The 18,187-nt window shown below is 48.5% G+C and carries 13 protein-coding genes; 11 read left to right on the top strand and 2 right to left on the bottom strand.

What is annotated here, in order from left to right; translation table 11 throughout:
• Positions 1-69: 69 nt before the first annotated feature.
• The 5 genes from ONB37_11365 to ONB37_11345 all read left to right on the top strand — a co-directional run bounded on the left by ONB37_11365 (position 70) and on the right by ONB37_11345 (position 9,838).
• The gene (locus tag ONB37_11365) at positions 70-2,400 is read left to right on the top strand and encodes a heavy metal translocating P-type ATPase (GenBank protein ID MDZ7400754.1); all 2,331 of its coding nucleotides are present in this window, start codon (positions 70-72) and stop codon (positions 2,398-2,400) included.
• A 365-nt stretch (positions 2,401-2,765) separates the two neighbouring features.
• Entirely contained in the window at positions 2,766-3,215 is a 450-nt protein-coding gene (locus tag ONB37_11360) for a MarR family transcriptional regulator (protein ID MDZ7400753.1), read from the top strand.
• A 305-nt stretch (positions 3,216-3,520) separates the two neighbouring features.
• Positions 3,521-4,846: a TolC family protein gene (locus ONB37_11355; GenBank protein MDZ7400752.1), complete on the top strand. Its 1,326-nt coding sequence runs from the start codon at positions 3,521-3,523 to the stop codon at positions 4,844-4,846.
• Between the two features lie 770 nt (positions 4,847-5,616).
• Positions 5,617-6,492, top strand: coding sequence for an efflux RND transporter periplasmic adaptor subunit (locus ONB37_11350; GenBank protein MDZ7400751.1), 876 nt, complete (start codon positions 5,617-5,619; stop codon positions 6,490-6,492).
• Positions 6,493-6,778: 286 nt separating this feature from the next.
• On the top strand, positions 6,779-9,838 hold the full coding sequence (locus ONB37_11345) for an efflux RND transporter permease subunit (GenBank protein ID MDZ7400750.1): 3,060 nt from the start codon (positions 6,779-6,781) through the stop codon (positions 9,836-9,838).
• Positions 9,839-10,052: 214 nt separating this feature from the next.
• Here ONB37_11345 and ONB37_11340 read toward each other — a convergent pair whose 3' ends face one another.
• Together ONB37_11340 and ONB37_11335 are read right to left on the bottom strand one after the other, a co-directional pair.
• The gene (locus tag ONB37_11340; GenBank protein ID MDZ7400749.1) at positions 10,053-11,240 is read right to left on the bottom strand and encodes a class I SAM-dependent methyltransferase; all 1,188 of its coding nucleotides are present in this window, start codon (positions 11,238-11,240) and stop codon (positions 10,053-10,055) included.
• A 136-nt stretch (positions 11,241-11,376) separates the two neighbouring features.
• Entirely contained in the window at positions 11,377-11,859 is a 483-nt protein-coding gene (locus ONB37_11335; protein ID MDZ7400748.1) for an NUDIX hydrolase, read from the bottom strand.
• Between the two features lie 155 nt (positions 11,860-12,014).
• Here ONB37_11335 and mtaB point away from each other — a divergent pair, with 155 nt between their 5' ends.
• From mtaB to ONB37_11305, 6 genes are all read left to right on the top strand, one after another.
• Entirely contained in the window at positions 12,015-13,343 is a 1,329-nt protein-coding gene (gene mtaB / locus ONB37_11330; GenBank protein ID MDZ7400747.1) for a tRNA (N(6)-L-threonylcarbamoyladenosine(37)-C(2))-methylthiotransferase MtaB, read from the top strand.
• A gap of 510 nt (positions 13,344-13,853) precedes the next feature.
• Complete coding sequence (gene miaB / locus ONB37_11325) at positions 13,854-15,191, top strand: tRNA (N6-isopentenyl adenosine(37)-C2)-methylthiotransferase MiaB (protein ID MDZ7400746.1); 1,338 nt, start codon at positions 13,854-13,856, stop codon at positions 15,189-15,191.
• 229 nt (positions 15,192-15,420) lie between these two features.
• A complete protein-coding gene (locus tag ONB37_11320) occupies positions 15,421-15,762 on the top strand; it encodes a lipopolysaccharide assembly protein LapA domain-containing protein (protein MDZ7400745.1) in 342 nt (113 codons plus the stop codon).
• 82 nt (positions 15,763-15,844) lie between these two features.
• A complete protein-coding gene (locus ONB37_11315; GenBank protein ID MDZ7400744.1) occupies positions 15,845-16,993 on the top strand; it encodes a tetratricopeptide repeat protein in 1,149 nt (382 codons plus the stop codon).
• Positions 16,993-17,847 carry a DUF3808 domain-containing protein gene (locus ONB37_11310; GenBank protein MDZ7400743.1) on the top strand — a complete coding sequence of 285 codons (855 nt, stop codon included), beginning with the start codon at positions 16,993-16,995 and terminating at the stop codon, positions 17,845-17,847. Before ONB37_11315 ends, ONB37_11310 begins: the two co-directional genes overlap by 1 nt.
• The gene (locus ONB37_11305; GenBank protein ID MDZ7400742.1) at positions 17,844-18,185 is read left to right on the top strand and encodes an Mth938-like domain-containing protein; all 342 of its coding nucleotides are present in this window, start codon (positions 17,844-17,846) and stop codon (positions 18,183-18,185) included. Before ONB37_11310 ends, ONB37_11305 begins: the two co-directional genes overlap by 4 nt.
• The last annotated feature ends 2 nt before the right edge of the window (positions 18,186-18,187 follow it).

The raw sequence follows: 18,187 nt of genomic DNA, 5'->3' as shown, positions 1-18,187 counted from the left end.
GATTCATGGATCAACTTTGATTTTTTAGATTTGAAATTTATGTAGAACATAGGATCGCAGAGGAATTGAATGTCTCAGGACAAAATCTTACAGTTTAAAATTAACGGCATGGATTGTGCCGACTGTGCTTTAAAAATCGAAAAGCAAGTGGGGCGGCTACCTGGTGTCAAGCTGGCAAAGGTTGACTTTATTCAGGCTCGATTAGAAGTCGAATCCCTGGATGCGCCAGTGGATGTCGAGTCGATCCAAAAAACCGTGAGCGAACTCGGCTATTCCGTCACTGAGGCGAACCCGCTGCAACGAACCACACTGATCGTCTCAGGTATGGACTGTCCCGATGAATCACGCCCCATCGAAGCTCGTTTGAAAAAAATGCCAGGCGTTGAGACCATCCAATTCAATCTAGTGGCGAACCAATTGATCGTGGAGCATCGCTGTCCCATCAGTGATATCCAGCGGGCTCTGGAAGAATTGGGTTTTCGCTCGGAACTGGCGGAGCGGGTGAGCCAAAAAGCCAAGCCCTCATTCTGGCAGCGCCATAAAATGCTGATCCTCACCGTGATCTCAGGCGTGTTCGCCGTGCTGGGGGGAATCCTGCGCTACCTTCAGATCGATAATCGGATCGCTATTCCAATTTTATTCATTGCCGTCATTGCTGGTGGGTTTCATATTTTCAAAAAAGGCTGGGCTGAAGCCAAGCATTTGACGCTGGGCATGAATTTTCTCATGTCCATCGCTGTAATCGGCGCCATGATCATCGGCGAATGGTCCGAGGCGGCCATGGTGATCTTCCTGTTTGCGCTGGCCCAATTGCTGGAATCCTATTCCCTCGACCGTGCTCGAAAGTCGATCCAATCGCTGATGGCGCTAGCACCCAATGTCGCTCTCGTCAAAGATGAATCAGGAGCAAAGTTAGTTCCTGTCGATCAGGTCGATATCGGGCAAATTATCATCATCAAGCCTGGCGAACGCATCCCCATGGATGGCAGGGTCGTTGCGGGCGCTTCATTCGTCAACCAATCGCCCATCACTGGCGAAAGCCTGCCTGTGGCCAAATCGATCGATGACGAGGTTTTTGCGGGTTCGATCAATGAGAAGGGAACGCTGGAGGTGAGCGTCACCAAAAAGTTTGCAGATTCGACGCTCTCGAGGATCATCCATCTCGTGGAGCAAGCCCAGGCGAAAAAAGCGCCAACCCAGAGTTTTGTGGAGCGGTTTGCCAGATATTACACCCCTGCGGTGGTGGCGCTGGCCGTGCTGCTGGCGATTGTCCCACCAGTCGTGTTCCATGGGACGTTCACGGAATGGTTCTATCGAGCGCTGGTGTTGCTGGTCATCTCCTGTCCCTGTGCCCTGGTCATCTCCACGCCCGTGACCATCGTGAGCGGCCTGACCAATGCTGCCCGCAACGGCATTCTCATCAAGGGTGGCGCCTATCTGGAAAATTTCAGTCGTCTCAAAGCGCTGGCGTTCGACAAGACAGGCACGCTGACGCTGGGACAGCCACGGGTGCAGGCGATCATTCCCATCAACAATTTTTCCGAGCATGAGATTTTGACCATCGCTGCTTCGCTGGAGTCCCGCTCCGAGCATCCACTGGCAGAGGCCATTGTGGAGTATGCACAGTCAAAAGGAATCGCTTTTCGGCCGATCGAGAAGTTCGAGTCGCTGACGGGCAAAGGCGTGCGAGCCTCCATCGCTGGCACGACCTATTTGATTGGCAACCATCGACTATTCGAGGAAAACGGTTGGTGCGAAGCTGAGATCCATGAACATCTGGAACGACTGGAGCGCAAGAATTTTTCGGCTATTATTTTGGGCAAAGAGGAAATGGTGTTAGGGATCATCGCCATCGCCGATGCGCTGCGACCTGGGACCGACCAGGCCATTCAGGCGTTGCGCCAGTCGGGGATCCATCGGACCATCATGCTGACAGGCGATAATTTTCAGACCGCTGAAGCCATCGCCCAGGAGGTGGGGATCGATGAGTTCCTTGCCGAGCTGTTGCCCGAGGATAAAGTGGCGGCGATCAAAAAATTGCAATCGCAATATGGTGAGGTGGCCATGGTGGGCGATGGCATCAACGATGCGCCAGCGTTGGCTATGGCCACGATGGGCATTTCCATGGGTGGCTCGGGCACGGATACCGCTCTGGAGACCGCCGATATCGTGTTGATGAAGGATGATCTGGGCAAGCTGGCCTATCTCAAAGCGCTGAGCAGAAAAACAGGGCGCATTATCAAGCAGAATATTTTCACGGCGCTATTTCTGAAGGCGATTTTTGTGGCGCTGGCCATCCCTGGCCTGGCTACGCTCTGGATGGCCGTGTTTGCCGATATGGGAGCGAGCTTGATGGTCGTGTTCAACGGCTTGCGGGCACTGAATAGTGGAGCAAAATGAAATTTAAGATTGATCTTCAAAATTGGATGAAAATGGATCCCCCCAACGGATAGATGAAGCCAGCGGATTTTTTTAGGGTTTTTATCAGTTGGATTCATCTATCAGTTGGGAGATGATTTGACATTTTATTGTTGGCCCAACGGATAGTTGAAGCCAACGGATATTTTGCTGTCAATTTTGCATCCGTTGGGTTGTTTCGATCCGTTGGAAAAAAATAACGAATAGATGAAAACATCGCATAGCTCTTCAATCAGAAAATCCCATTTTCCAATCCTGTCAAAAAAAAATCCTTGACATTTTCCCCATTTTTTATTATTATATCGCTTTCCGATATATCGGAAAGCGATTTTTTTTATGGAGAGCTGATGGAATCGAAATTCGATGAGATGCTGGAGCGCTTTTCCAATGCGTTCATCCCGATGATGCATTTTTTTCACAATCTGGCCAGTGAGGCGTCCCGAGGGGCGGATTTTTCGCTGGCGCAATATCGGGTGCTGATGCTGGTGAAGCATCGGGGAGCGATGTCGATCCATGATCTGCAGCAGCAGTTGCATATTGCCCAGAGCACAGCCAGCGAGATGGTGGAGCGGCTGGTGCAACAAAATCTATTGCTGCGGGAAAAGGATCCCAATGATCGGCGGATTACAGTGTTCAAATTATCGAAAAGGGCGGAGAAGATCCTGGAGCGACGAAGGGATGTGATGAACGATTGCTATCGAAAGGTGCTGGAGCCGCTGACTGAAGATGAGCAGATCGAATTGGTGGAGGCGTTGGAGACGATCCTGAAGATCATCCATCGTCCTGTTAAAAACTGATTTTTCCCAACGGATGATAGTTCCCACGGATGATAAAACGAGCGCTGATGATTTTTATAAATGATGAATGATTGTTTGACGATGAAAAGAAAAAATTGCGCAAAGCACTGAAGTGGAGCTTTAGAATTATCAACCTAAAAAATTAAATCCCAAAAGGCAAATACCAAAATTCAAACAAATCTCAAAAACCAATGACCAAAAGCATGGATCTGAGAGATATTTTGAATTTGAAGTTTTGATTTTGAGATTTGTTTGTGATTTGGAAATTGATCATTGGAGATTTTTCAAACATAGGAATGAGAAGAATGATTAGAAACTGGATCAAAATTTCATCGATCATAATTAGCATTGGGTTGCTGGTTCGACCAGGATTCGGCCAGGATGCTTTGACTTTGGAGGACTGTCTGCAATTGGCGTTTAAGAACAGTCGGATGCTCCAGGTGGCAGATTTGGGGGCAGAAGTTGCGGTCGAGCAGGTGGCGGAAGCAAAGGCGCAGCTCTGGCCCAGCATTGGGTTGAGTGGGCTCTACACTCGGATCGGCAAGATTACTTCGTTCACGATCCCGATGGGCGGGGTGAGTCGGACATTTCAATTCGGCACGCCGAATCGGGTGAATGTGGATGTGAAGCTGCAACTGCCAATAGTCACCTGGGGACGTATCAACAGCACCATCGAGATGTCGCAGGTGGGGCGCTCGTTGGCTGAGGTGCAGCGGCGACAAAAGAAGGTCGAGCTGACCGAGCAGGTGCTGCGGGCGTTCTATGCCGTGCTGCTCAACGAAGAGGTGGTGCGACTGCGTCAGGAGAGCGTGCAGCGGGCGGAACGGCATCTGAAAACCGCTCAGGATCGCTTTCAGGCGGGAATTGTGCCCCGATTGGAACTGCTGCGGGCCGAGGTGGAATTGAAGAATGCGCAGAGTGCCCATAGCGAGGCGTTAGCGAATCTCGAAAAAAGCAAGATGTTCCTGGCAAAAGTAATTGGCAGGGACAGTGATCAGGTGGCGGTGGCTGGTAAATTTGAATTCAAACCTGTCCGATTGGATGAGGCTGAAATTATTAGCAAAGCGACCTCGGTGCGTTCGGATATTCAAGCGATTCGGTTGCAGCAGCAGATGAGTCAGAGTCAGATTGCATTGGCCAAAAGCGGAAACAAGCCCAATCTGTTTTTATTCTCGGGCTACAATGTAGTCAATGGATTTGATCCGCTGAACCCAGATAAATTTGTGGATAACTACAATGTGGGTGTCCAGTTGGCGGTGCCGTTGTTCGATGGTTTTGCCACGTCCCATAAGGTGCAGCAGGCGGAATTGCAGCAGCAACAGATCAAATTGCAGGAGCAGGAGATCGAAGATCTGATTCGCTTGCAGGTGCGACAGGCGATCATTGCGCTGCGTCAGGCCGAGGATAAGATCAAGACGCAGGAGGAGAACATCGTCCTGGCGAAACAGGCGCTGCAGGTAGCGGAACAGCAGTATCGGGATGGCCTGATCTCCTCGATCGAGGTGCTGGATGCCCAGCATACGCTGTCCCAGAGCGAGTTGCTCCGAACCCAGGCCATTTTTAATCATGTGATGACCAAATTGGAGCTGTGTCGGGCAATGGAGGATTTTGGGTGGTTTGCGGTGCAGTGATCAGTTGGTCAGTGATCAGTTGCCAGTGATCAGTGATCAGTTGCCAGTAATCAGTGATCAGTTATCAGTTGCAGTGGGTAGTTGATGGGAGAAGTTGACGGGTTCTTTTTGCATTAAAGGGATATGAATAGAGGTCACTCCTGCGGATGCAGGAATCTTTGGGTAGAATCACGTTAGGCATGGGGTGCCTGCTTTCGCAGGCATGACATTCTATTCTTTGTCATTCCTGCGGATGCAGGAATCTTTGGGTAGAATCACGTTAGGCATGGGGTGCCTGCATGTGCAGGCATGACATTCTATTCTTTGTCATTCCTGCGGATGCAGGAATCTTTGGGTAGAATAAGATTAGGCATGGGGTGCCTGCAAGCGCAGGCATGACATTCTGTGGCTTGTCATTCCTGCGGATGCAGGAATCTTTGGGTAGAATCACATTAGGCATGGGATGCCTGCATGCGCAGGCATGACATTCTATACTTTGTCATTCCTGCGGATGCAGGAATCTTTGGGTAGAATCACATTAGGCATGGGATGCCTGCATGTGCAGGCATGACATTCTGTGGCTTGTCATTCCTGCGGATGCAGGAATCTTTGGGTAGAATAAGATTAGGTATGGGGTGCCTGCCTTCGCAGGCATGACATTCCGATTTTTATGTAAAGAGTAAACTCAAATTCTTTACCTGATAAATTAGATGCTGATTCCGAATATCCGTTGTCTGATAACCAATATCCAATACCAGGTAGACAATAAAATCTTTTGCAGGAGAAACAAAATGCGAAAAATCTTTTTAATGATATTCACTACGTTATTCATTCTAAATTGTGGGAAAAAGCAGGACTCGATGAGCACGGCCAAGCCCGAAGCAGCGGTGGTTGCCGTGCGGGCGGCAAAGGTTCAAGAGATGCTGATTGCGGAGCAGATCAAGATCACAGGGGAGTTGGCGCCGACGTTTCAAGTGGAGGTTTTTCCACGAGCCAATGGCATCGTAGTTTCGGAGTCGGTCTCTCTAGGAAATTTCGTTCGCAAAGACCAGGTGCTTGCTGAGGTGCAGCAGGATGTGCCAGGCATGGAGTTCGCCAGGGTGCGGATCGAAGCGACAAACAGCGGGGTGATCACCAGCGATCAGGTGGAGATCGGCAGTCGGGTCTCGGTACAAAAGCCAGCTTATACCATTAGTGGCTTGCGGCCAATTTATATGAATGGCAAAGTTTCCGAAGCCAATCTCCGCCAGATCAGAATTGGCGAGACGGTTTCGGTGGAGCTGGATGCCTATCCGAACGAGCGACTGGTGGGCAAAATCGCTGAGATCGATCCTGTGCTCGATCGGCTGTCCCGCATGGCCACGGTGAAAATTTCCATCGACAACCCAAATTTGAAGCTTAAGCCTGGCATGTTTGCCCGCTGCTACGTCAAACTTGGCGACCATACGGGGCTGGTGGTGCCGCTGGATGCGATCGTCCGCACGGGCGCCAATCGCTATGTGTTCCGCATCGATGATGGCAAGGCAAAGCAGGTGCGGGTGCAGACGGGAGCGATGGTGAACGACTTGATCGAAGTGCAGGGGGATTTGAAGGCTGGGGATCAGGTCGTGGTATTGGGGCAGAACTTGCTGGAGGATGGGACGGAAGTGCGAATCGAAGGGGAATGAGTTGCATAGAGCATGGGGCATGGGGCTTGGAGCATGGCGCATGGGGTAAATGGCATGGAGAATCGAGATTGAAAGCAAATTGGTTTTAGGGTTATTTGTTGTTCAATTTGGAATCAGTTAACATCCCCCCCTGACCCATTATCCGCCAACTGGCGGACACTTCCTTCGGTCGCTTCAAAGGGGGGGACGACAAAAAGCACCCATGTTCTAAATTTCAAGCGCCATGTGCCATGCACCATGCTATTTGCTTTCAAATTAAAACTGAATTTTATTGATAGGGACATAGATGAAGATAGCTGAGCTAAGTATCAAACGACGAGTAGGAACGATATTGATCACCTTGAGTGTGGTGGTCATTGGATTATTATCCATTCCGAATATACCTGTGTCTTTCTGGCCTGAGTTTGTGGCGCCATCGCTCATTATCATTGCGCCGTATCCTGGTGTGGCGCCGCTGGAGGTGGAGGAGCAGATCGCCAAGCCGCTGGAGGAGGAGCTGAGCACCATCGATGGCGTGGAGGAGCTGGAAACGACCTGCATGGAAGGGATGTGCCAGGTGCTGGTGCGCTTCGGCTGGGGCATCGATTTTGATGATGCCAAGCTGAAGGTGCAGGAGCGAACCAACAAAGCCCGCAGCCGTTTCCCACGGGAAGCGCTGGAGCCACGAGTTTTACAAGTTCAGGATTTTCTGCCGCCAGGGATCGAATTGGGATTTAACTCGGATCAGCGGGATCTGAACGAGGTGCGGGATTATGTAGAGACGAAACTGAAAAACCGCTTCTTGCGACTGGAAAATGTGGCCACGGTGCAGACCTTTGGCGGCTACGAACAGCAGGTGGCGGTCAAAGTCGATCCCGATCGGCTCTATGCGTACGGATTGACTCTGGGGCAGGTGACTGCCGCCCTGGCCAGCGAAAATCTGAATGTGCCTGCAGGCAAAATCCAGAGCGAGCTGCGCAACTATTTCATCCGCATCGTTGGCAAGTTCAGCGAGGTGGAGGACATTGAGAATATCATCGTGGCCGCCAATAACGGCGTCCTGATCTATTTGAAAGACATCGCCCAGGTGACTTTGGAAAATAAAGAGCAGCTTTCTGTCACTCGATTGAACGGCAAATTGCTGATCGGTCTGGCCATCCGAGAAAAGAGCGGCGGCAATACCGTGGCCATGTGCGATGAGGTGAAGGAGGAGCTGAAGACCATCAAAAAAATCCTGCCGCAGGACATTCAGGTGACGATCATTCGAGATCAGTCGTTGTTCATCAAAAAATCCATTCAAAACGTGCTGAATAATGCGGCGATTGGGGCGTTACTTGCTTCGATCGTGTTGCTCATCTTCCTCGGCAGTTTTCGGAATACGTTGATCATCATGCTCTCCATTCCCATTTCGATCATCGCTACATTCTTTTTGATCGACTGGTTCGGATTGACGATCAACACCATTTCCCTGGGCGGTTTGGCGCTGGGCGTGGGCATGATTGTGGACGCTTCGGTGGTGGTGATCGAAAATATCTTTCGCAATTTGCGAGAACGGCGAGGGGAGGATCGGTTCACTACGGTGGTCAATGCCACCAGCGAAGTGGCATCGGCCATCACTTCTTCGACGTTGACCTCAGTGGTGGTATTTTTCCCACTGGCGTTTCTGGTGGGATTGTTTGCCGTGCTGTTAGGCGAGTTGGCGCTGACTATTGTTTTTGCTTTGTCCATTTCGGTCATTGTTGCTTTAACTATTGTGCCATTGCTCAGCTTTCGGCTGATGAAAATCGAGCTGGGCACCTCTCGGCTGGGCTTTGTGGTGCGGGCCTGGCAAAATTTCTTCGAGCGATTAACGCAGACCTATCGAGCCTCATTGCGCTGGGCCTTGGGCCATCGGCTGCTGACGATATTCTTGGCCGTTCTGGTTTTGGTATTAAGCATCGCCATTTTTCCGAGATTGCTGGACGTCGAACTGCTGCCATCCATTAATCAGGGCGAATTTCGGGTGGAATTGACGCTGGCAGAGGGGACCAGGCTGGAATTCACTGACGCTATTTCCCAGAAAGTGGAATCGGAAATCCTCCAGCGAACCGAGGTCGATCAGGTGTATTCGGTCATCGGGGTGGCTTCGGCCCGTGGCGATTTGAAATCGAATTTTGCAGCGATCACCGTCAATTTGAAACCACAATTTGTGCCCCAGATTCAATCCATTATGGAGGACATTCGCAACCGCTACAGTTCGCTGGTCGGTACCAAAGTGGTGGTGCGACAGATCGAAGTGACCGAGGGCATGAAACAAATGCCTGTCAATGTTCGCATTGCGGGCGATGATCTGGCAGTGCTGGAGGAGATCGGCGCCAGGGCCACCAATATCGTCAAAGAAGTGCCTGGCGTGGTGAACCTCACCAGCTCGCTGGCCGAGGGGCTATCGGAATTTAGTATTCGGATCAACCGACTCAAAGCTGCCGATCTGGGTTTATCCAATAGCCAGATTGCGGGAGCGGTGCGGCTGGCCGTGCTGGGCTCAGCGGCCACTCGATTGAGCAGTTTTGGCAAAGAGTATGATATCACGGTTTCGGCTGACGCCAGCAAGATCAAAGATGTCAACGAGCTGCTGGATTTGCCGCTGACCACCATGAAGGGCAGCATTGTGCCATTGCGAGCCGTAGCCGAGGTGTCGCTGGAGCGGGCGCCCAGCGAGATCAAACGGTTCGATCAGCAGCGGGTGATCGAGATCAAAGCCGATGTGGCAGGCAGGAACCAGCGCCAGGTGGTGGCCGAGGTGCGAAACAAACTTGCCTCGCTGAACCTGCCATCTGATTATTTCATTACCTACGGCGGTCAATCCAGAGCCATCGCCGACTCGTTCAAAAGCCTGTTGACGGCATTGGTCATCGCCATCTTTCTGGTCTATGTGGTGATGGGCACGCAGTTCAATTCGTTCCTGCATCCGTTCACCATCGCCATGACCATCCCGCTGGCGCTGATCGGCGTGTTTCTGGGGCTGTTCATCTTCGGTGCGGCGCTGAGCATGAATGCGCTGTTGGGATCGATCATGCTGGTGGGAATTGTGGTGAACAACGGTATTTTGCTGATCGATTTTATTCTGCAATTGCGAGCCAAAGGCATGAGCAAAGACGAGGCGATCATCGAGGCGGGAACGCTCCGCTTGCGGCCGATCCTGATCACCTCGCTGACGACCATTTTTGGCATGATCCCTATCGCATTGGGTCTGGGCGAAGGCGGCGAAGCATTGCAGCCGTTAGGCGCTGTGGTGATTGGCGGTCTGACGACGTCGACATTTTTGACGTTGCTGGTGATTCCGTGTGTGTATTCGCTAGTGGATCGGCTGAGCAGGCAAGGAGATTAAAAATAGTGAAAAATAAAAGTGCAGCCTTAAAAAAATTCCCAACGGGTGATCAGACACCAATGCATGGGTGTATTAGGCTATCCAATGGGTTGTCTGTATTAGGTGGATAGAGAGATGCAAATTAATATTAGTGGAGAAACATAATAGATCATCTGAAAAGATGCGGTTTGGGCGAACAATGAGGGTAGAAAAAGATCTGGGTTTCCTAAGTGTATTAAATCACCCGACAAACAATCCCTTTTAAATATCTCCCCTCAGGAAAATTCAGCGAAATCGGGTGATCGGCTGACTGATTCAGATATCGAATTATTTGCACCTCACGACCAGCATCCAGAGCAGCGTCAGCAACGATTTTTTGAAATAAGTCTAGAGAAACATGGCCCGAACAAGAAAACGTAAAAAGCAATCCGCCAGGATCTAATAATTGAAACGCAAGCCAATTGATATCTTTATATCCGCGACTGGCCTTTGAAAGTTGGTTGGCGGATTCAGCAAACTTAGGGGGATCGAGGACGATGATGTCAAATTTGCGGTTGAGCTCGCGAAACTGACGCAATACCTGAAATACATCTTTTGGAATTTGTTCAAATTGACTTGGGTTAAAACCATTGGCTACGATATTTCGCTCGGCTAACTGGATAAAATAGGGAGAGGATTCGATATTGATCACATGCCTCGCACCTCCGCGCATTGCCCAAAGCCCAAATCCTCCCGTATAGGCAAAACAATTCAGCACGTGTTTTCCTTGACAAAAAGGGGCGATTGACATTCGGTTTTCTCGTTGATCCAAATAAGCGCCTGTCTTATGCCCGTTCAAAATGTCAACCTGCATGCGAACATCCGCCTCTTGGATTTCTATCAACTCTGGTGGGGCATCCCCCCAAAGCACGCCACGGTTGGGAGACAGCCCCTCTTTCTGCCTTACCTCCACATCTGAGCGGTTGTAAATATTTGCATATGGGAAAAGCTGATGTAGCGCGCCAACGATTTCATTCTTCCAATACTCAGCACCTGCCGAAAGAAATTGGCAAACCAAAAAGTCCCCATAGCGATCGACGATTAATCCTGGCAGACCGTCTGATTCAGAATTCGCAAGTCGATAAGCTGTGATGCGGTTTTCATCGATCAAATTCGCTCGCATTCGGATGGCTCGTTGCAACCGATTGAAGAAAAATTCAGAATTGATCTGCTCGTTGATATCCCAGCTCCAGATGCGCACGCGGATTTGCGAATGGGGTGAATAAGCGCCTCGAGCCAACCAATCTCCATTCGCTGATAAGATGTCAACTGTCTCGCCCAGATTGATACCATTTTCGACACGTTCTATCGCTCCAGAAAAAATCCAGGGGTGATGACGAATAATTGATTTTTCGCGGCCCGATTTTAGAATGACCTGGCCCATCGATTTATTCCTCGAGCAAAGAATTCATCATTCTGCACAAAAATTAAGCCGAAACCTGCGATCCAGGCAAAAAGATAAAAAGCCTTGCGGTCTCTATTTGTCTGAGAAAGTGAACCAAGATGTTACAGAATGATTGCTACAATTTTTTAGAGCCAATCGACGACTCAATGTAGCGGGTCATTGGGAAATTCTGAGACGCCTCGCACCAAAAGAAATCGCTGACCAGCCAATCGGGATAAACTGGAATGCGGTGTAATTCGGCTCGTTGGATCCATTGCACTGATTTGATGAGCGGATGATCTTCATCGCCTTCTGGGACATTTGCAATGGTAAGATTTCCAGAATACGAATCGACCGGCATGAAAAATTCGATATGATGAATTTGATTCTGAATATCTCGAAACTCCCGGATATAGCCGATCCGTGAGACCTCAACACTGAGTCCTGTTTCCTCAAAAATTTCGCGTCTTGCCGTATCAAAAATCGAATGATCGCTTATGATTAGTCCACCTCCAGGCGGAATCCAGAGCTCAACTCCACGAGCCTCGTTGCAATGGTGTACCAATAGGATGGAATTGCCGTCGATTATGAGGCCAGCCGCGCGAATACGATGGCGCATGTTTTTCTCCTTGTTTTTATGAAGATGTTAATATAAATTAAAATCGAGAGGAAAGCAAGCAATAATTTTTGATGATGTCCGATCGAGATGATAAGTTGGGTCTGAAAAATTGAGCCAATGGGAATCTACTATCGATGCAAAGCCATTAAGATAGAATGGAACAAATTGAGCGACAGGACATTTATACCAGTACCATGAAAAAAGTGAGCTTTTATACACTAGGATGCAAATTGAATCAGGCTGAGACTGCGATTCTGGCAGAACAGTTCGAGCAAGCTGGGTATCGGATCGTCCCATTTGGAGAACCAGTCGACATTTGCGTCATCAATACCTGCACGGTTACCAGCAAGACCGATTATCAATGTCGGCAGATAATCCGACGGGCAAAGCACCAATCGCCGCAAGCTCGGATTGCCGTGGTTGGATGTTTTGCGCAACTCGCGCCAGAGAAGTTGCAAGCGATCGACGGCGTTGATTTTGTTCTGGGAAGTGATGTGAAGTTCGAACTGGTCGAGCTATTGAACCAGCAACTAGATCTTTCTAAACCCTACCATGCCATTTCCAAGAACGAGCGCTTTATCAAGCCGAGCCCTGGGAAGTTTTTTAACCATACACGAGCGTTTCTTAAGATCCAGGATGGGTGTGATAGCCGATGTTCTTATTGCACTGTCCCATTGGCCCGGGGCAAAAGCCGCAGCGATGAGTTGCAAAAGGTCATCGAATCTGCGCAAGCGCTGGTAAATCATGGCCACTTGGAAATAGTGCTCACTGGGGTGCATATCGGTCGCTATGGCAAAGATCTTATTCCGCCGATCAACCTACTCCACCTGTTGCAACAGCTCGAACGCATCGAGGGCTTGAAGCGGATTCGCCTAAGCTCCTTGGAACCTCGTGAGATCGATGATGCGCTCATTGAATGGATCGGTCGTTCCGAAAAAATCTGCCACCATTTCCATATCCCGTTGCAGAGCGCAGATGATGATGTCCTCAGCAATATGAATCGGGACTATACCTCCCAGGATTATGAGCGACTCATCGAGCGGATCGTTAAGCAGTTTCCAGATTGTGGTCTGGGTACCGATGTGATTGTTGGATTTCCGGGAGAGACCGAGCAGCAATTTCAAAATACTTATCGTTTCATTGAACGTTTGCCGTTCACCTATCTTCATGTGTTTAGTTATTCGGCACGACCTGGGACCCAGGCTGCCCAGCTTAAATCTCAGATTGATCCCCGGTTGGTTAAGCAGCGCAGCGAATCTCTTCGTCAATTGGGGAAAATAAAAAAGCAAAAATTTCTCGAAGGGCTGATTGGGAAAAAGCTGAGGGTGCTTTGGGAAACGAAAAATAAAGGCGAATGGATGTTTGGGTGGACCGATAATTATGCCAGGGTGGCAACACCCATCCAGACCGAGTTTTTCAATCAGCTTAGCGAAGTCGAAGTTGTTCAAGCTGAAGCAAATTGGGTTGTGGGACGTCTCCTATGATCAATTTTTGCCCCTTAATCGTGGCTGCGCATGAGAAATAGTTGAATCAGAAGGAAGATATTTGATTCTGAGCTTTAAAATCCTCTTTGCATAAACCATGAACAAGGCCTTGCAAAGATGCCATCGGGAGAACATGAATTTTATCCGATGATCAAAAATTGATATATCGACCAAGGGTTTGGCGTTTCCGCATTTTGTAGTAGGAAACAGATTATCTGGCTATTGGTAGAGTTGGGCAAGCCACTATTGCAGGATTTCATGATAGATCTATTTGGCTCATTCGATGGATAAACAAATTCATTGACATTTAATCAAAATATTAGTATAATTTATAGCCTGATCAAAAATGCATCCTTCGAATTTAATTCAAATGCTCGATAAAGGCAAGAGCAGCGATTTGCTTTAAATTGCTGCATTGAGGAAAATTCGATGATTATTCGCGAGAATAGCAGTTGAAGAAATGGTGATTAAAGTTGTGTCAGTGGGGGCTGAATTTTTGATTTTGTCAGAATGAAAGAAAAGATCAAAAAATATTACATCGAAACCTATGGCTGCCAGATGAATAAGTATGATTCCGAGCTGGTGGCTGGAATTTTGGATCGGGCAGGCTATCAGCCTGCGAGATCGTTAAATGAGTCAGATTTGATTCTGGTGAATACGTGCAGTGTTCGGCAGCACGCGGAAAATCGCGTGTTTGGCCGGTTGGACGCTCTTCGCTTCTTAAAAAGGCAACGTCCTGATATGATTATTGGCGTTCTTGGCTGTATGGCCATGCGCCTACAAGATGAGCTGTTGCATCAAAAGCCATTCATTAACTTTGTGCTTGGCCCGGATAATTATCGCAGCCTACCAGAGATTCTGGAGAAACTCAACAATGGCTCTCGTGATAACCAATTTAAACTGGCTGAATTCGATAATCATGAAATTTACAGCGAAATGTACCCCAGTCGCTCATCGGGAGTGAGTGCTTGGGTAGCGATCATGCGCGGCTGCAACAATTTTTGTTCTTATTGCATTGTGCCTTATGTCAGAGGGCGGGAGCGAAGCCGTGCTGCCAATGATGTGGTCCGAGAGGTTCGGCAGTTGGTCCAACAAAACTTCGTCGAGGTAACGCTGCTAGGGCAGAATGTCAATTCTTATCATGATGGTGACCATGATTTTGCGGATCTAATTTGGATGGTGGCAGAGGTTCCCGGTATTCAGCGGGTGCGATTCGCCACATCTCATCCAAAGGACCTCTCGCCTCGATTGATCGATGCGATGGCGAACCACCCAAAAATCTGTAATCATCTTCATTTGCCAGTTCAGTCGGGTTCGGATCATGTTTTGCAATTGATGAATCGGAAATATACGCGAGAGCAATATGTCAATTTGATTGAATCATTGCGGGCCAAAATCCCAAATGTCGGTTTGTACACCGACATCATTGTGGGGTTCCCGGGTGAGACGGAACAGGACTTTGAATTGACGGTCCAACTGGTGGAACAGGCCCGTTTTGACGGGATTTTTGTGTTCAAATATTCGCCGCGGGAGGGGACTGCTGCCTATCAATTGAAGGAAACAGTCTCCGAAGCGGAAAAGGTCCGGCGATTACAACGACTCAATGCGCTTCAGGACGCCATTACCCTGGAGAATAACCAAAAATTGATTGGAACCTTTGCCCAGATTTTGGTAGAAGGGCCTAGCAGAAAATCCAAGCGGTTTCAATATATGGGTCGCACCGAGACCAATAAAATCGTCGTGTTTCAGGGCGACCAAACGATGGTCGGCCGTTTGGTTGAGGTGAAAATCGTGGCAGCAGAAGGTCGAACGTTGTTCGGTGAATTCGTATCTGCTGGAATGCGCTGATCTCGGAATAGACCGCTTTTAAAAGGATAACGACAAACGAGAATCAAAGGCCTGTTGGAGTGATGAGACCATTCTTGACTACGCAAACGATGATCATCCTTTTATCGGCCTGAACGTGGTAAATCGCCTCAAAACTTCATTAATAGGAAATGAAACCAAGGTTGAATCCAGTGGCTCTCCTCACGATAGGTGCCTTCTTGGCTGAGTAATTCAATAATTGGAGGATGTTATGTGGATCGTTAAATGGTTCTTTTGGGTGATTGTGCTCTTCATGCTCATTCTGTTCATCACTCAAAATGTAGATTTTTTGAAGCAGGCTCATAAATTGCAATTTTTATTCTGGGAGACAAAAGAGGCTATTCCCATCTGGGTGGTCATGTTCATTTCATTTGCGGTCGGGGTCCTCATTTGGATGGTTGGTTCAATCTTCAAAGTGATTGAATTGAAGGCGACGGTTAAAAAGGTGAGCAAAGAAAATATTGCCCTGAAAAAAGAACTTAACGAGCTGCGCAATATTCCCATCGATGAGGAAGCCGAGGCGATGGAGCAAATTGAAAAGAAAATCGGGTAGAACGCTGGTAGCGTTTAGACAGTAATTGCGCATAAGATCACAACTTGGGCAGATCAAACATATTAGATTGGGAACCGTAACTATGATAACGATCATCTTATTTGGCATGGGAGCTGCATTAGCCATCATCGCAGTATTGGTGTATTTGAAGTTGAAATCGCCTCAACAAGCGGTGGATACCTCGGTGGTGTACACCACAGCATTGAACTATCTCATCCTCGGAGAGAGGAGCAAGGCACTGGAAAAGCTGCGCGAGGCAGTGCGAGCCGATACCAATAATGTCGATGCTTATATTAAGATTGGTGATATTTTGAGAGACCAGGGTTCGGTGGATCGGGCGATCAAAATCCATCGCGGCTTGATTCTACGACCCACTTTGACGAAAGGGCAGAAGGTCAACATTTTAGAGAGCCTGATCAAAGATTATCAGGCCAACAAGAATTATGAACGAGCCATTCAGGTCTGCCAGAAGTTATTGGCACTCACTGATAACGAAGTTTGGGCACAAGAGCTATTGCTGAAGCTGTACGAAGCAGCTGGGGATTGGGATAAGGCGTTTGAAACGCTGAAAAAAATCCAGAAAGTTCGAGGCAAGAAAGCGAATCAAATTTTAGCGTTATATAAAGTGGAAGCCGGTTTAAAATTGATCCAAGAGGGAAAGGAGCGAGATGGACGGATCAAATTTCGAGAGGCGATCAAATTGGACAAAAAATGCCCGCCGGCTTATTTGTATCTGAGTGATTCTTATATTCGCGAAAATCGACCAGAAGACGCCCTGGCTGAGCTGGAAAAATTCAGTACGGTGGCACCGCAACTCTCTTATCTCGGGTTCTCTCGAATCAAAGAAATTCTGTTTCGCGAAGGGATGTTCAGCGAAGCAGAGCATATTTTTGAATCATTACTCAGTCGTAACCCAGACGTCGAACCGATCCGTTTTGCTTTGGCTGATATTTATGAGCGAAAAGGTGAGATCGACAAGGCGTTGAATTTATGTTATGAAGCGAACGATCGGAATCCAAAATCGCGACAGGCAAAACGCTACTTGGCTAAGCTGTTAGCTAAGACTGGTAGGAGGCAAGAGGCGTTCCAGCACGCAATCGAGCTAATTGACGAAATAATGGCAGAAAAGGAACAATTGTTCACGTGCAAAAATTGTAAATTCACCTCGAGCGAACCAAAATGGCATTGCCCGAATTGTCATCAGTGGAACACATTCATCGACCAAATGTAATGGAAAAGAGTCAAACGCTGTTTCGATCGCTTGGCGCGATGTTGATGCTCGTGTGGAGCTTGCTTTCGAGCTCCTCATATTCGCAAGATTATGCTCGCGAGATAATAGCTTGGTTACAAAATCACAGTAAGGAAGAATTAAGAAACCGGTTGGCCAGCGTTCGAGACAAATACCCTAATAGCCCTGCCCCGCTTTTTTTAGAGGCTTACATCGAAGAGGATGGCGATCGGGCTGCAGAACTTTATCGGCGCTTGGTCGATCAATATCCGCAATCCCAATTTACTGATCATGCACTATTGCGGCTGGCGCAATATTACTTTACGACTGGCTCGTACGTTGTGGCACGCCAGTATTTAGATAATCTTGTCGAGCAATTCCCCAATTCGCTATTGATCCCTGAAGCAAAGTATCTGGCGGCACGTTGTCTCATTGCGAGTGGTTATTTTAGCACCGCTGAGCAAGAACTTAAGGAGCTGGTGAAAAAGTATCCCAAGTCGCCATTTAAAAATCAAGCCAAGGCAGCGCTAGCTGATCTGGATCAAATGGTAAAGAGAAGTTCTAAGGCGACCAACTCCGAGGACGGTGCGCTCAGTCCACCTTCGGTCCCACCGCCCTCCAAAACAAAGCCGTATTCTATTCAGATTGGCGCTTTTTCCGAACGTGCCAATGCTCAAAAGCTCCAACAGCATTTTTCGCAATTGGGATATGCTTGTCGAATCGAGACCAAGACCATCAATAATAGCCTTTTTTACCTGGTTCGGGTTGGCGAGTTCGAGACCGAAGACCAAGCCGTTCGCTTTGGTGAGGTTTTCAAAAATTTGCATGGCATTCCATTTCAGGTGGTAAAAAGATGATTGAACAATATCGGTTCGGCTTAATTGTCATCAACGGAACACAATACCACCACGACGTCATTGTGTTTCGAGATCAGGTGATTCATGATTGGTGGCGCGCCAGCGGACATGAACTGTGCATTGCAGATATCCAGAGGTCGGTCGATCAATTTCAACCGGAGATAGTTGTGGTTGGCACGGGCAAGTTTGGGCTCATGAAGGTTCTGCCCGAAACAGAAAAATGGTTAAACTCACGCCAAATCGAACTGATAGCTCAAAAAACGCCTCAGGCTTGCCAGACCTTTGACAAGCTCTTGGAGAGCCGTTCCGTGATGGGAGCCTTTCATTTGACGTGCTGATT

The sequence above is a fragment of the candidate division KSB1 bacterium genome, from assembly GCA_034506395.1.
Classification (GTDB): domain Bacteria; phylum Zhuqueibacterota; class Zhuqueibacteria; order Thermofontimicrobiales; family Thermofontimicrobiaceae; genus Thermofontimicrobium.
The sequence above is the reverse complement of the archived record's forward strand: the minus strand, read 5'-3'. Positions and strand labels throughout refer to the sequence as shown.